This window comes from Rhodopirellula sp. P2 (assembly GCF_028768465.1).
Lineage (GTDB): Bacteria > Planctomycetota > Planctomycetia > Pirellulales > Pirellulaceae > Rhodopirellula.
This window is the reverse complement of sequence record NZ_CP118225.1, coordinates 4,854,104-4,868,676: the sequence shown is the minus strand read 5'-3', so window position 1 is coordinate 4,868,676 and position 14,573 is coordinate 4,854,104. Positions and strand designations below refer to the sequence as shown.

Genomic DNA, 14,573 nt, shown 5'->3' with positions numbered 1-14,573 from the left:
TCAGGTCGCTTTGTCCGCAAAATTGGAACTGCCCAACCATTTTGCCTGTTCGTTTCGAGGTGTTGGCTTCTAAACTAAACATGGATTCACTGGTATGGCGACGAACCCCCTGGAAGGACCGGTGTGCGTCGGGCCGGAATGGAATCTTTTGAAGCGCCGTGGTGGTGATGGTACCATGGCGTGGAAGTCAGTCTGACAATGTCCCTTGAACGATGGCTCATGTGAAATGTCAAAGTGGGAAGACTACACAGGTGATGAATGGATGCGTCCTCTGGCAAGCCAGGACACGCGGACCAAGCACCTTCTTGACCGTGAGACTCAGGGCATCAAACCGCGTCCCAGGTTGCAGCCGCCTCCGTTTCAATCGGGCGATTCCTGGGGTGATTTTGTCCTCGAGGAATGGCTCGGTTCTGGTACCCATGGCTGGGTGTTCGCTGCGCGAGAACAGGCCACTGACAAACCCGTTGCGCTGAAGATTCTAGCGCTCGAAGATGAGCCGGGCACGACGCTCGCCAAAACTGGTTTTCGTCGGATGGCGAAGTTGAACCATCGCAATCTGATGCGGCTTCATGGGATTCACCAGCATGAGAAGTGCGTCGCGTTCAGCATGGAACGAATCGATGGCAGCAATCTCACCGCCGCCATTCGTTGTTGGCGGGATCTGCCGTTGCAGCAGGCTTGCGAGAACGTGATCGAGATGGTCCGCCAGGTTGGCTCGGCGATCGGTTGGATGCACGCTCGCGAGTTGGTGCACCGCGATTTGAAACCCAGCAACATCATGGTGACGAACGATTGTCAGCGGTTCGTTGTGATCGACTATGACTCCGCGGGCAAGTTCCAGGAGCATGACGCGGAATCCATGCGTGCTTACCTGATCTGGACCCCGATGTACGTGGCCCCGGAGGTCTTGGTACGGCAACGGCACAGTCCATCGAGCGACGTCTTCAGTTTGGGGATGGTGGTTCTGGAGGCGTTGCGAGTTTTCACCGCCGCGGAGTATCGCCGGGAAGAACATCTCCGTGAAGAGAATCACGAGCGTGAGTACTTGGACAATGCGTCTCGTCCAACCGATGGCAGCGATGAATCGTTGGGGATCCAGCGAGACAAATCGAATGAAGAACAAGATCGGATGCTGATCACCAAGGCGGTTCGTGGATTGCACCCTGATATCCCAGTGGATCTGATCGACACGCTGGACGAGATGTTGGCGCCCAACGAGGCCGATCGGCCGATGGCCATGACTTTGGCGCGGATCGGACGCCCGCTTGAAGCGATGCAGATGACTCGGATCACCGATGTCAGTTCCAGTCGTCTTCGGGAGGCGACTCAGCACATTCGTCATGATGAACTGGCTCGGATTCATCGATGGAGTCACCTGGTTCTGGGCGGCCAGACTCAACGGTTGCATCTCAGTGGTGATTCAGGGATCGGCAAGTCGACGCTTTTGGATGTCGCCTTGTCGCAGCTGCGGTCCTTGTCTTGGGCTCAAGTCTTTGTGGCCCGTTGCCAACAACGAGATCAGAAACCGCTGCAGGCGTTCAGCCAGATTTCCGACGAAATCACCATGCGATTTTGGGGCATGGATCGCGAGCCGTTGCAGGTGGATTCAGTCACCGTCAGCTTGCTCACCAGCATCCTGCCGGGGTTGGCAGAGGTTTTGGAAGTGGACCGATCGCAGCCGCTGCTGCAAACGTCACCCACTCGTCCCGGTGGCCTCGAAGCGGCGCTGAAGGTCTGCGAGCGGCTGCGAGAATACGGACCGGTTTTCTTCGTGATTGACGATGTTCAGTGGGCGGATCGGGATACGATTTCGGTGTTGGACTATTTGCAATCGGCCAGTCTGAACCGGCCCAAGGCGCCGGAGTTGCAAGGTTTTGGCTTGATCACGGTTTCGCGAACGAATGGTGATCGGCAGCTCACGTCGCCCGATGAGACGATTGAACTTGGGCCGTTGCCGGATGAGACCGCCATCGAATTGTTGTTGGCGGAAGCGTCGAAGTTTGAATTGCAAATTCCGGAAGAGCACCTGAAGACATTGGCTCGGCAAATCGACGGGATGCCTTACCGCTTGGATGCCTGTCTTGAAGAACTTCGTCCGGGAGGTTGGTTGTCCGATGCGATTCAAAAAGCTGAATCGGGGGGCGAAGGTGTTTCCGTGCCGTCGATGGAATCCCTTTGGCAAAACCGCTCCGAACGACTGACTCCCGGCGCGATGCAGTGGTTGCGACGAATCGCAGCGGCGGGACGTCAGGTGCCAATTGACGAACTCCGCAGTTGGAAGGAGGACACCGAAGACCTCAACGATCAACTGGATGAGCTGCAACGCCATCGATTGATTGTCCGCGGTGAATCGTCTGGCCCCACCGTGCAGATTTGGCATTCGCGATTGGGTGAGAAAATTCTGGCACAGATGTCGGAATCAGAGATTCGTCAATTGCACGCCGATTGGGCTGAGACGTTGTCGCATGTCCGCCCGGACGTTGCCAGCGTCATTGCCTCTCACTACCAGCGAGCCGGGCTCCACGAAGCGCTTGGGGTCTGGGCGAAGCTGGCCGCCGAACAAGCCCAGCAGATGTACGCCCACGGTGAAGTCGCATCGTGGTATCAGGTCGCAGCGGAGAATTCCAGCGGCGAGCAGCAGATTCAGTACTTGAAGGAAGCGTCGTTCGCCTGGCATCGCAGTGGCCGACTCAACAAAGCCGCCGAAGCGCACGAAGCACTGGCGAATTTATTGCCGGGGCACGCGTCTGTCGAACATCAGTTGGAACGTGTGGAGTGTTTGATCCGATCGGGAGAATTCAGCGACGCGAGCCGGTTGGTGGAACCGTTGATCGAACAACTGGGATTGCCGCGATTGAAGTCCAAATGGGGGTTCAATCTATCGGTCTTCTGGCGGATCATACGGCTGCTGCCGTTGCAGCGTGATCTCTCGGTGGTTTTGGACCAACCAACACCACCGCGCACGTGGCAACAAGGCTGCCAAATCGAGGCCTGTGTTCGCCTGATTCGCCCGCTCAGCATCATCAACAACAACATTGCGATTGAGTGGGCGCTCTTTGCTGCTCGACAAGTTCGGTTGCTGGGGACGGCCGGAGAACGCTTGCAACTGGGAGTCGGCGAAGCAGTCTTTTCCTCTTACAACCCGGGAAGATCTCGTCAACGAGCCAGTCAGAGTCTGCAGCGAATGCTTGCAACATTGCGGCCGGAAGACGATCCGTCTTGGCACGGGGATGTCAACACTGGGTTGGCGTGGAACGCCGCGATGGACGGTCGTTACGCCGACGCGCTGGAGCCCTGTGCAAAATCGAAGCAATTCTATGGCTTGAGCGAACACGCCAAGAGCTTTGAGATTGCCCACACGTCGTACGTTGAATTGGCCTCGTTCTTCCAGTGTGGCATGATTTCGGAGATGCGAAGGACGGTGGCGGACATGCAGGCAGAGGGCCGGACGACGAACGATCAGTTCGTCACCATCATGGGCACGCTGGGGTATGCGTCGGTGGCGTTCTTTTCCGACAATGACATGGCACGCATGGACTTGGCCTCGGATCGCGTGCGTGAATGCATGAAGCACGTCGGGGCAACGTCCTTTTTGTTCGTTCAACAGTTCAAAGACGTGTTACGCGATCTCTACTCGGCGGACGTGACCAATGGCGCGTCCAAGTTGGATCTGTTGCCTCGCCAAATGCGTTCCTACGATTTGAATCGCGTTCAAATGATCCGGATCAACTTCACAGAGTTTGTTTGCCTGTTGGCACTGCAGGCTTTGAGTTGCCAAGTGAAAACGGCCGAGGTGAAGTTGCGAAATGCCCTGCAGAAGCTACGGCGTGAACAATCCGAGTTCGCCAAGATGAAAGCTGATTTCTACGAAGGCGTTCACCTGGCTCGCCATTCCGTTTCCGGGACGGACGCCCACGCTCGGCAACTCTTGGCGTCCGCTGCTGCGAAGGCGAAGGAACTTCAACTGACACCCTACGCACTGGCCGCGAACGACGAACTGAAGTGGCTCGATTCCCCCGATCAAGACTCGGACTTAGAAGCCTATTTGGCGGATGAAGGTGTCGTCGCTCCCTCGCGATTCGCAAGGCTGTACCGCGGTGTCGATCGCCCCAAACATTGATGAGGGCGGAGGAACGGCTCGCTCTCAAGGGGCGTTCGGAGCAGGTTGGCTGGAATCAGTGGGGCGAACAGCCCAACGAGCGGTGTGGACGTGCGACACGGTTCTGGCACGCAACCGGAGTGAACGCGGCGTTGGCTTTGAGGTGCGTTGTCGCCTGCCCGTTACTTCTTCCGCAAATCGGAAGGCCAACCTGAAAGGATTTGATCGCGTCGCCGCGTAGCGTGGGGCCTGCGAAGCAACGACCCCAGGAGACGAAAGAAATGGACCACCGACCCTGTCGGAACACAGAATCTTCGACGCGTTCAGGGGCAATCAGTTGGTAAGTGGTCCGTGTCCGGTGGTGTTCGCTTCGTTCACACCACCGGCTGATCTGGGAAATCCCGTCGGGCTGAAAGCTGCGGCAACGGGATCGTCGTCAACTCTCAGCTTCTGGCAGCCCTGGCCCGTCAAACTACTTGCTGTTCCACCACCAGCGTGAGGCTGAGTCACTGGCGACAGCGACGCTGCCCAGTGTTTCGTCGATCACGGCGTTTTCCGAGACGGCAAACGCATTGACGTTGACGCCGCCGGAGGCCGTCACGGTCCAGCCAGCACGGCCTTTGATGAAGCTGCACTGAGGCTCGAGGGTCTTGGGCATGTCGTAGCTGGCCAGTTCGACTTGCGAGTCTTTGCCACGCAGGACGCTCAGGTCGATGCCTGATTTGTGGTCGAGCTGTTGCTGAGTGACGAGCGTCGCGACGACGGCCAAGTCCATGGCATTGCGAAGGTCGCGGAAGACAGGGCGTTCGCGAGAAAGATCTTCGAACTGCTCGGTCATCATGTCAGCCCATTTGGTTGCCAATGGATTTTGGCGACCGGTCGAGCGGACTTTTCCGTCTTTGTCGAACGTGTCGTCTTCTGTCAGCGTTTTCACTCCCTGACCGCTGATCTTCCAGACACGCCCCTCGGCGTCATGAGCGATCGGGTCGTAGTCGCATGCCATCCACCAACGTGGGCTGCTGACACTGGACTGGGCTTGGTTCTTGGCGATCTCAAGGTAGCTGGGCAAGCCCGCAACAGGTGACTGAGTCAGTCCCATCGCGATGCGTTTCATTTCGAAGTCAGCGGCGACCAGGGTTCGTGCGAAGCGACTGTCGGTGGGCACTCCGGCCAAGAAGATCTGTTGTGGGCCGAAGGCTTGTCGCATGCCGGCTTCGAGGTAAGCAGGGTTTTGACCGGGACGAAGCTTGACGTTCTTCAAGAAGTTTTGCAGACGCAGGCGACCTTCGGGGGTGGGTTCAATTGAGCAACGGATGCCGCCGTCGTGGCGAGCGGTTTCGACGCTGCGGAAGGCGGTGACCAAGTCATCCAGCCGAAGCACTGACCCACCCGTCATCGTGCCCACGACGTGTCCATCGGGACGAACCATCCAAGGTTCGGCGGGACCGGCGAGCAGAATGTCGTTGTTCTCTTCGTCGACGATCACATATTCAATTCGCTGCATGCCAGCGAGGAACATGGTTTCGGTGTCGAGGTGCTTTCCGGTTTCGTGGGCTTCTTTGAGGGCAGCCTGCAGACCGTTCAGCGAAATGACGCGGCGATCGGCCGCTTCGGTCAACTCACCCGCAGGGGCTTGCATGGCATTGCGGACGACTTGGGCCATTTCCTTTTGTTCTTCCACGGTGGCGGCTCGAACGCTGCCATCGGGAGCGATCATCACACCACCGACCGAACGTTGGTTGCCGAGCCCAATGCCGGCGTCCGCCGTGGAGGCCGTCATGGCCACACAGAGAGCTGTCAACATGGCCGCGGGCAACATCAACGCTGGCAATTGCATGGAACGAACCCAGGACCCAAAGCCACGTTGGATGGGTCGACCGGAAACAGGACGACCAAGAAGAGAAGAGCACATCGAGACGTGTATCCGGCTGGCGGAGAGAAGGGATGGTGAAAGTCGACCGGCGGTGGGGGGAACCCGCTGTCTATGATTAGAATAATTGCAGGCTCTACCAGTGACAAGCAAATCTAACACAACTGAACCCGACGCTGCTCCAGCGAAATCGCCTCCAGACGCCTATTTGGTGGTTCATCGCGGTATGCGCTGGACGGATGTGATTCGGTTGTCTGGGGATATGCGTTGGACAATCGGCCGCTCGTCGTCCAATCCCATCGTGCTTCGCAGCGCTCAATCCAGCCGCCAACACGCCGAGATTCGACCCGCGATCACTCCTGAAGGCCCTGTTTGGGCGATTGTGGACCTGAATTCGCGTAACGGGGTGCAGGTCAATTCCCGACGGATCAAGGCCCCGACAGTGCTGAAGGAGGCCGACCGGCTGAAGATTGCTGGCTTCGAACTGACGTTCACCCGCAACCCCGCCACGCTGACGCGTCCCCCCGTTCGGAACTCCGCGGCCCCCGGTGCGACTTCCCCCAACGGTTCTGGCTCCGGCGATGATGGGGCGACGCAAGACAACTTGGGCGGCGATTGGCAGGCCGAATGTGCGGATGATGACGGTGACAACGGCGAGAGTGAGGTCGATGTTGTCTCCCAGATCATGTCCAGCGGTTTGGCCGGCCGACTCAATCGCGAAGCCAGTCGAGCGCGAGAGGGCGAGCCGACCCATTCGGACGCAGTCGATCCGTTGCTGGCGATGGCGTTCGCACTGGGGCGAGCAGAATCAATCGAAGAGTGTGGCGAGACATTGATGCAAACGCTCGAAGATTTGATGCCGGGTTCGACGATCGGGTTGTACCTGTTCGACGCCGAACAGAAAGCGGCTTTGTTGGATGGCGCTGGGCTGGCGCCTCCTCGTTTGGTTCGCCAACCTGCTGGCACTCGTTACCGCCGTCCTCCAACGCCACTCATTCAACCGATCTTGCAACCGGAGTCCGCTGCGATTCTGGCTCGCAATGTTCTGGGCGACCGCCGATTGGCAACCGAGAACACTGCGGGAGAGATCGATGTCGAATCGATCATTCTGGCGCCACTGCGGCCCGCGGTTGCTGAGAACCGTGACGGGGCGTCGGCGGAACCAAACGCTTTGCTGCGCGAAAAATCTTTGCCGGTTGGTTTGGTTCACGTGACCACCCCGGCGGGCAATCCCGCGTTGACCCCGAACCAATTGCGAAACGTGGTCGCGGCGGGAGAAATTTTCTGCCAAGCGATTCGTTCCGTTCACCGGGAGGCTTCGTTGACGCGGTCGCTGAAAAAATCCGAGGCGGTGATCAGTCGGTTGAGACGGCAATTGGCCGGTCGCATTCAGATTCTAGGAAACAGCGAGCCGATCCGCCTTGTTCAACAGCAGATCGCACAAGTCGCTCCGACGCCTTCGGTCGTTTTGGTGCGAGGCGAATCGGGCGTGGGCAAGGAGTTGGTGGCGTCGGCCATTCATCACGCCGGTCCTCGTCGCGATGGGCCCCTGGTGTGTTTGAATTGTGCCGCACTGTCCAAGGATTTGTTGGAGTCGGAACTGTTCGGACACGAAGAAGGTGCCTTCACGGGCGCGACCCAGCAAAAGCGAGGCAAGTTTGAAGTCGCTTCCGGCGGCACATTGATGCTGGACGAAATCGGTGAGATGAGCTTGGACCTGCAAGCCAAATTGCTTCGCGTTCTGGAAGGGCATCCCTTTGAACGTGTCGGTGGGCAGTCGCCGATTCAGACCGATGTGCGAGTGGTGGCGGCGACGCATCGTGACCTGCGAGCGATGGTTGAGCAGAATACGTTTCGAGAAGACCTGTTTTACCGGCTCAACGTCGTCGAAATCTTGGTGCCGCCGCTCAGAGAACGTGGCCGCGATGTGATTTTGCTCGCGAATCATTTTCTGCAATCGTTCGCTGAGTCGATGGCTCGCGGGCGTTTGAAATTCACGGCATTGGCAGAGAAAAAATTGCAACGCCATCGCTGGCCCGGCAATGTGCGTGAGCTCCGGAACGTGATCGAGCGAGCCGTCGTGATGTCGCCGATGGATGCTGGCGGTGACGGCAATGTGATCGAGCTGGACGCTGACGATTTGCTGATCACGCCGGTCGCCGGGCCATCGAAAGACGGCACGTCGAAGACCGGTCGCTCAGGCAGCATCGACGATGAGTCGGAACTTTCGCTGGCGGAGTTGGAGATGCGACACATTCGACGAGTGTTGGAATCCACTGGCGGGAACAAGAGTCGCGCGTCAACGATTCTAGGAATCGAACGCAGCACGTTGGACCGCAAGCTGAAGAAAGCCCAGAAGAACGCGAGCTAAGAATCGTTGGGGCGCCCCCAAAGTTTTGCGTCCATCGAGTTCATGCCGTTTCAAAGAAAAATGGTGATACGCCGGTCAGCGAGGATCCACTGAACCGCACCCCAACACGATCAACGTTTTTCGCTCAGTGCCAACAACGCTCGGCGACTGTCGTTGTAGTCCAGGGCGACGACTCGCAAGTCGGTTGGCAATTTTCGGATCACGGGATCGATGTAGGGATCCGCTTGACCGGCAATCAATCGTTCTGCCCAGTCGCCATGAATGTCGACCGAGTCCACATCGATTTTCGCGGCCATGTGGCGAATCAAGGTTGGGAGCGAACGAATCGGTGTGTCGGCTCGATGTCCGGATGCCGCTTGCCGGAGTCGAACTTCAGCGGAGGCCAATTGGCGAGCCAAGCTCCAGGCTGCGTCATCGCCTTCGCGGTGAACGGCAACGGTGAAGTGAGCTTTGCCAAGCATGGTGGAGGAGGAACTGTTCTCAAGCAGTGGCATTTCAGCCCACACACCGCTGATCGCACTCGTTCTCGCGGGCTTGCCGTAGGCCATCACGACGACGTCCAGCATTCCGGCACGGAACCCGGGCGGCACGTCAAAGGCGACTTGGAATGACTTTTCGCCTTCCAAAATCTGTTGCGACGTCCAGCGGAGTTTGTAGTAGACGCCTCGGCCACGTTCGATCGTCCCCGCTGCGGAAACGGCGTGCAAAGGAGCGTGTTTGTCAAACTGGATCGCTTCGGATTGTTTGTCGCCGTTGTCGGCGCCGAGATGAGCGGACGCCAAGTGACCGTAACCACCATCCGCTGCGATCCCGATGGAACGAGTCGATTCGTCGGATCGTTTGACTTGGATGGGAGTGGCGTAGTCGGTTCCGGTTTCAGTGCGTGGCGAATAGTCCAGCACTCGCCAAGATGCGGCACGAGGAACAACTTGAACCATCCAACGCTCAATGGTTGGAAGCTTGCTGCCAGAAACCATCGACGACAAATGCAGTTCGATCTGCACCGACTCACCGGCTTGAGCGGTTGGCGTCATGCGATCTGAAAGATCGACCGGGCGAGCGACTGCAGTGGGTGGCAAATCGAACGAGAGGGCTTGGGCGTTTTCCTCTGCATGGATGTCGGTGGTCAACAAAGCCAAAGCGAACGCAACAGCGTAAGACGTGACTCGAGCTTGTAAGATATTCATCACTGTGTCTCCGCGACCAGACAATTGATTGACGGTGTCAGTCGGTTCATCCGACTCAATTCCGTTCCATCTTGGATGCGGGCTGACTCTCGACAGCAAAGAGAGTGTTGCGTCATGCCCGCGATGGGCAAGCAACGCAAACTGGATGCCAGAATGAGGGGCGTTTCCAAGACGATGGATCGCCCATCGCGTGAAACTTGCTCGTCGATTCCGGTGGCTCACGCACCGCGGGAGGTTTGCCAGCGTGAGTCCGTGAAACAATCCGATCAGGAGTGCATGCGGGGCAAGTCACTGCCCTCGGCGATGATCTCACTTTCCAACTTGGACAGTTCCGTGAGACGTTCGCGGACCGATTCGCGGTCAGTGAAGTGTTCCGCCAGCTTCACGTAAGTCGTGTGGTGTCGGGCTTCGCTTTCGAACAAACCCGCGTAAAACGCTGACAATTCCGGTTCTCGTTCCGCGACATGTTCGGCCAGCAAACGGAAACGCTCACAACTGCGAGCCTCGATCAATGACGCGACCAACAGGCGGTCCACGGCACGGTTGGGATCGTTTTGACGGATCAGCGCGTTCAGTTTGCGACCATAGGGGCCCGGAGCGATTCGCCGAAACGGAATGTCGCGTTGTTTCAGAATGTCGACGACCAGGAAGAAGTGTTCGAGTTCCTCTTCGACGATCGTTGCCATCTCACGGCAGATCTCGAGGTTCTCGGTGTAAGCGTTCATCAGGTTCATCGCGGTTGACGCGGCTTTGCGTTCGCAGTGCGCGTGATCGAGCAGCAACTCGTCCAGATGATTGTCGACTTGTTCGAGCCAACGTTTGGTCGATTCGGATTGCAAATGAAGCATCGCGATCAAGCCTCCAGCAACGCCGCGGCGAAGGTGTCGGGATCAAACTTGGTCATGTCCTCGATGCCTTCGCCGAGGCCCACGAACTTGACTGGCAGTTCGAACTGTTCGCGAATGGGCAGGACGACGCCACCTTTGGCAGACCCGTCCAGCTTGGACAGGATGATCCCTGTGCAACCGGCTGCGTTGCTGAATCCCTTGGCTTGGCTGATCGCGTTTTGACCGGCGGTCGCGTCCAGAACCAACAGAACTTCGTGAGGTGCACCAGGCAACTTCTTGTCGATGACGCGGCGGATCTTCTCCAGTTCCAACATCAGCTTGCCTTGCGTTTGCAAGCGGCCGGCCGTGTCGATGATCGCGTAGTCCGCGCCGATCTCAATCGCCTTTTCAGTCGTTTGATAAGCAACGCTGGCGGGGTCCACACCACTGGGGCCGGTCACGATTTCGCAACCAATGCGCTCCGCCCAAATGGTCAGCTGCTCCACCGCGGCGGCGCGGAACGTGTCGCCTGCACCAAGGACGATCTTGTGGCCCTGCGAAACCAGGTGATGCGAGAGCTTGCCGATCGAGGTGGTCTTGCCACTTCCGTTGACGCCAACGACCAAGATCACGGTCGGGGGCGAGTCGGCTTTGGCGAGGTCGCCGTGATCTTGCTTGAGTTGTTCGCGAATGTCTGCAGTGATTGTCTCGACGACTTCTTCCAAGTGCACCACACGACCGCGGAAATCTTTGGCAACGCGATCGCGAATTCGTCCGGCGGGACCAGCCCCCATGTCCGTGCGAACCAATCGTGCAAACAGCTCACCTAAGAAATCTTCGTCGACCAGGCGGCCTTCCGCTTTGAACAGGTCACGGATGTCGGTTCCCAGCACCCGGCGAGTCTTCTGCAGGCCGTTTTTCATCTTGCCAAACAGGCCGCCTGCCGCGTCGTCACCGGCCGATGGCGAAGAAGAGTTGGAGGAGTCGTCGCTCGAGTCGTTCTTTTTGGATCGCCAGAAAGCCATCGATCAATGCACGTTTGGGAATGGAGCGTGTGGGGGAACAAAACGGGGCCGACTCGGAAACAAGCCGACCCTCGGAATTGTGTCGCAATGCGATGAAATCCACCACCCGGGGATGTCCATGGAGTCAGTGGTTCCTGCACCGCTTCGGTTAAGATGGGCCGCATCCCCGTTTCTCATCACCCGGTTTGTCATTCCATGCCCCTGCCGAATGCTATCTTGCGGACAATTTCGATCGCCGTGCTGTTTCTGTTGGTGGACGCAGCGAACGGGTCCGCCGATCGTCCTGCCTGGACCGAATCGCGACTGCAGGGCACCCCCGAGCCTCCGCTGCCGATGAAGGTGGAACGGGTTCATCCGAACCTCAGCCTCCAGTCTCCAATCACCGCGATGGATTTGCCGGGCACCCAGCGGCGACTGGTGCTCCAAGTGAGCGGGCACGTGTCCACCTTTGAGAATCGTGATGATGTGGAGTCGATGGATCTGGCGCTGGACCTCAACGCAGCCAACCAGAAAGTGAACCCCGACGAACTGTTCGCTGCCGCACGAGACCTGACGCTGCATCCGGATTTCGAAAGCAACGGCTATCTGTATGTGGTTTGGTCGATCCGCCCGCATGACGTGGAAGGTGGCACACGCATTTCACGATTCCAAATGGAGTCGCCAATCGAGCGAGAGGCCGCGAATGCTGGACGCGTTGATTCGCTCGACAAGGTTCCACCGCGGATTGATCCCGAATCGCGTTTGGATTTGTTGTCTTATCCGTCGGGTGACCACATCGGTGCATCACTGAACTTTGGTCCAGACGGGTACCTCTACATCACGACCGGCGATGGTTCGCTGCCGTTTCCACCCGACGTCCACAAAACCGCTCAGAACATCGGCGACCTTCGCGGCAGTGTGCTGCGAATGGATGTGAACCAAACCAGTCAATCAGCGGACGGAACGACGTTGCCCTATCGGATTCCCGATGACAACCCGTTCGTCAACGTTGAGGGAGCTCGCGGCGAGATCTATGCGATTGGATTACGCAATGGTTTTCGTGCAGCGTTTGATCCTGCGACCGATGACCTGTGGGTGGCCGACGTCGGCTGGGAAAAATGTGAGATGCTGCACCGAATCGTTCCCGGTGGAAACCATGGTTGGAGCCTCTACGAAGGTCCCCATCCGGTGGATCTGGAGCAAACACCTGGCCCTGGCAAAGTGATCCTGCCCGAGGTCGTGTTCCCTCGCAGTGAATCGCAATCGATCACGGGAGGCGTGTTTGTTCCACCGGACGCCTATGCGTCGAGCGATATCGTTGCCCTGGCAGATGAGTATCTCTGCGGATGCTTCATGAACGGCAACGTTTGGTCGATCGACACACAGTCGAAATCCAAGACCGGGCAACCACCGGTGCCGCGAAAAATTGCCAGCACCGGTTTGAAGATCATTGACTTCTTCATCAGCACGCAGGGACCGATCCCGGAAGTGATGCTGGTCGACTATGCCGGGGGACTGTACCGGTTGGTCGTCAATGAATCAGTGGATGATTCGCGGGCCTTTCCGCAACGACTCAGCGAAACCGGTCTGTTTGCTGACACAGCCAACTTGGTTCCGAACCCTGGTGTGGTTGCCTACCAACCGGTGGCGACCATGTTTCGTGACGGGATCCGGACGCTTCGGTTGGTTGGCATTCCAACTCAAGATCCGATCAATCCGATGCGAAAACGCTACGTGCCTGGAACCGTGTTTGCCAACACTTTGGTTCGTGACGTTTTGGATGCGGACGGCAATCCAAAGACGATTCGGTTGGAAACTCAGTTGTTGTCGTTTGATGGTTTGAACTGGAACCCAACCACGTTCGCATGGAACGATGCACAAACCGATGCGACGCTGGTTCCTGCAATGGGAGCCACCCAGACGTTCCGCGTGGACGATCCGATTTGGGGACCGCGTGATTGGGAGCACCGATTTTATTCCCGTGATGTTTGCATCACGTGTCACAATGTCGCCAACCCGGGGGCGGCATCGCTGGTGCCAGAGAACTTGCGTGACGAGACCGGTCCGGGATCTTGGTCCGAACTTGCCGAAGCCGGCTACTTGGCGAATGCCAAACCAAAGCCGGGCCATGAGATGGTGGATCCATCCGATGAAACCCAACCCCTTGAGCTGCGAGCTCGTTCGTACCTGCATTCCAACTGTGCCCATTGCCATCGCCCCGCCGGCGGGGCGACATCGAAAATGGATCTGAGGCACATCAAACCGTTGGATCAAACTGCCTTGATCGATGTGCCTGCGGCCCAGGGAGATTTTGGTCTGGGGGCTGACACGCGAGTGGTTGATCCAGGGCATCCCCAACGATCGGCATTGGTGTATCGGGTCGCGACAAGTGGTCCGGGCAAGATGCCTCGCGTGGGTTGCTCGGCAGTTGACCTGGAAGGGGCAACCTTGCTTTGGGATTGGGTGGCATCGTTGTCGCCGCATCCTGATGCCAATGGACTTGCTGCTGCACAGGAACCGACCAACGAGACGCTGCAGTCGATGTTGTTGTGGCGAGAGCTTTCGAAAGCTTCACCGGAGACGTCCAAGAACACTGTTGCCGAGATGCTGAGTCAGGAACACGTTTCGAGTTCGCCGGTGGTGCTAGGACTGTTGCAGCCCTGGATCGATCCCAGCCAACGAACGCTGTTGGTCGGCGACATGCCGAACGTGGAGGCGTTGTTGGCTTTGCAGGGTGATGCTCAGCGAGGTTTGCAGTGGTTCTATGAATCTGCTGGGTCTCAGTGTCGACAATGTCACCGCATCGGAGGTCTCGGCAAAGACGTCGGTCCGTCGCTAGCGGGAATCAACAAGCGTCGAACGCGGGTGGAAGTGCTTCGCGGGATCCTCGACCCAAGTGAGAGGATCGAACCGGAGTGGCAGAGCCACACGTTGCTGACAGTGGACGGTGAGTTGTTTGTCGGCCGAATTCTTCGCGAGGACAACGACGTGGTTGTTGTCCAGCATGCCGACGGAACCCAAACGAAGTTGCACCCCGATGACATTGAAGTCAAAAGGCCGAACGACCAATCCTTGATGCCGGCCGGATTGTTGTCCGCGATGACGCCGCAGGAGGTGGCGGATCTGCTCGAGTTCCTGATGCAAATCAACGAAGCCGGCGAATTGCCAGCTTCCAATTGAATCGTTGTTTGGGTTGTTGCGTTGGGACGGGAGAT

General features: G+C 57.9%; 7 protein-coding genes. 3 read left to right on the top strand and 4 right to left on the bottom strand.

Features of this window, described 5'->3' with window-relative positions; translation table 11 throughout:
• Positions 1 to 226: 226 nt before the first annotated feature.
• Positions 227 to 4,120 carry a serine/threonine-protein kinase gene (locus tag PSR62_RS17270; RefSeq protein ID WP_274404252.1) on the top strand — a complete coding sequence of 1,298 codons (3,894 nt, stop codon included), beginning with the start codon at positions 227 to 229 and terminating at the stop codon, positions 4,118 to 4,120.
• 451 nt (positions 4,121 to 4,571) lie between these two features.
• Here the strand turns inward: PSR62_RS17270 and PSR62_RS17265 are convergent, their stop codons facing one another.
• Positions 4,572 to 5,921, bottom strand: coding sequence for a DUF1598 domain-containing protein (locus PSR62_RS17265; RefSeq protein WP_338020215.1), 1,350 nt, complete (start codon positions 5,919 to 5,921; stop codon positions 4,572 to 4,574).
• Positions 5,922 to 6,111: 190 nt separating this feature from the next.
• Here PSR62_RS17265 and PSR62_RS17260 point away from each other — a divergent pair, with 190 nt between their 5' ends.
• On the top strand, positions 6,112 to 8,340 hold the full coding sequence (locus PSR62_RS17260) for a sigma 54-interacting transcriptional regulator (RefSeq protein WP_274404250.1): 2,229 nt from the start codon (positions 6,112 to 6,114) through the stop codon (positions 8,338 to 8,340).
• A gap of 110 nt (positions 8,341 to 8,450) precedes the next feature.
• On the opposite strand, the gene PSR62_RS17255 is transcribed toward PSR62_RS17260, so the two are convergent.
• From PSR62_RS17255 to ftsY, 3 genes are all read right to left on the bottom strand, one after another.
• The gene (locus PSR62_RS17255; RefSeq protein WP_274404249.1) at positions 8,451 to 9,527 is read right to left on the bottom strand and encodes a hypothetical protein; all 1,077 of its coding nucleotides are present in this window, start codon (positions 9,525 to 9,527) and stop codon (positions 8,451 to 8,453) included.
• A gap of 266 nt (positions 9,528 to 9,793) precedes the next feature.
• A complete protein-coding gene (locus PSR62_RS17250; RefSeq protein WP_274404248.1) occupies positions 9,794 to 10,375 on the bottom strand; it encodes a tRNA-(ms[2]io[6]A)-hydroxylase in 582 nt (193 codons plus the stop codon).
• Between the two features lie 5 nt (positions 10,376 to 10,380).
• Positions 10,381 to 11,379: a signal recognition particle-docking protein FtsY gene (gene ftsY / locus PSR62_RS17245; RefSeq protein ID WP_274404247.1), complete on the bottom strand. Its 999-nt coding sequence runs from the start codon at positions 11,377 to 11,379 to the stop codon at positions 10,381 to 10,383.
• A 216-nt stretch (positions 11,380 to 11,595) separates the two neighbouring features.
• Here ftsY and PSR62_RS17240 point away from each other — a divergent pair, with 216 nt between their 5' ends.
• A complete protein-coding gene (locus tag PSR62_RS17240) occupies positions 11,596 to 14,538 on the top strand; it encodes a PQQ-dependent sugar dehydrogenase (protein ID WP_274404246.1) in 2,943 nt (980 codons plus the stop codon).
• Positions 14,539 to 14,573 lie beyond the last annotated feature (35 nt).

Coding starts and splice junctions, on each gene's coding strand:
- PSR62_RS17270 (WP_274404252.1), top strand. CDS start 227: ATGTCAAAGTGGGAAGACTACACAGGTGATGAATGGATGCGTCCTCTG.
- PSR62_RS17255 (WP_274404249.1), bottom strand. CDS start 9,527: ATGAATATCTTACAAGCTCGAGTCACGTCTTACGCTGTTGCGTTCGCT.
- PSR62_RS17250 (WP_274404248.1), bottom strand. CDS start 10,375: ATGCTTCATTTGCAATCCGAATCGACCAAACGTTGGCTCGAACAAGTC.
- ftsY (WP_274404247.1), bottom strand. CDS start 11,379: ATGGCTTTCTGGCGATCCAAAAAGAACGACTCGAGCGACGACTCCTCC.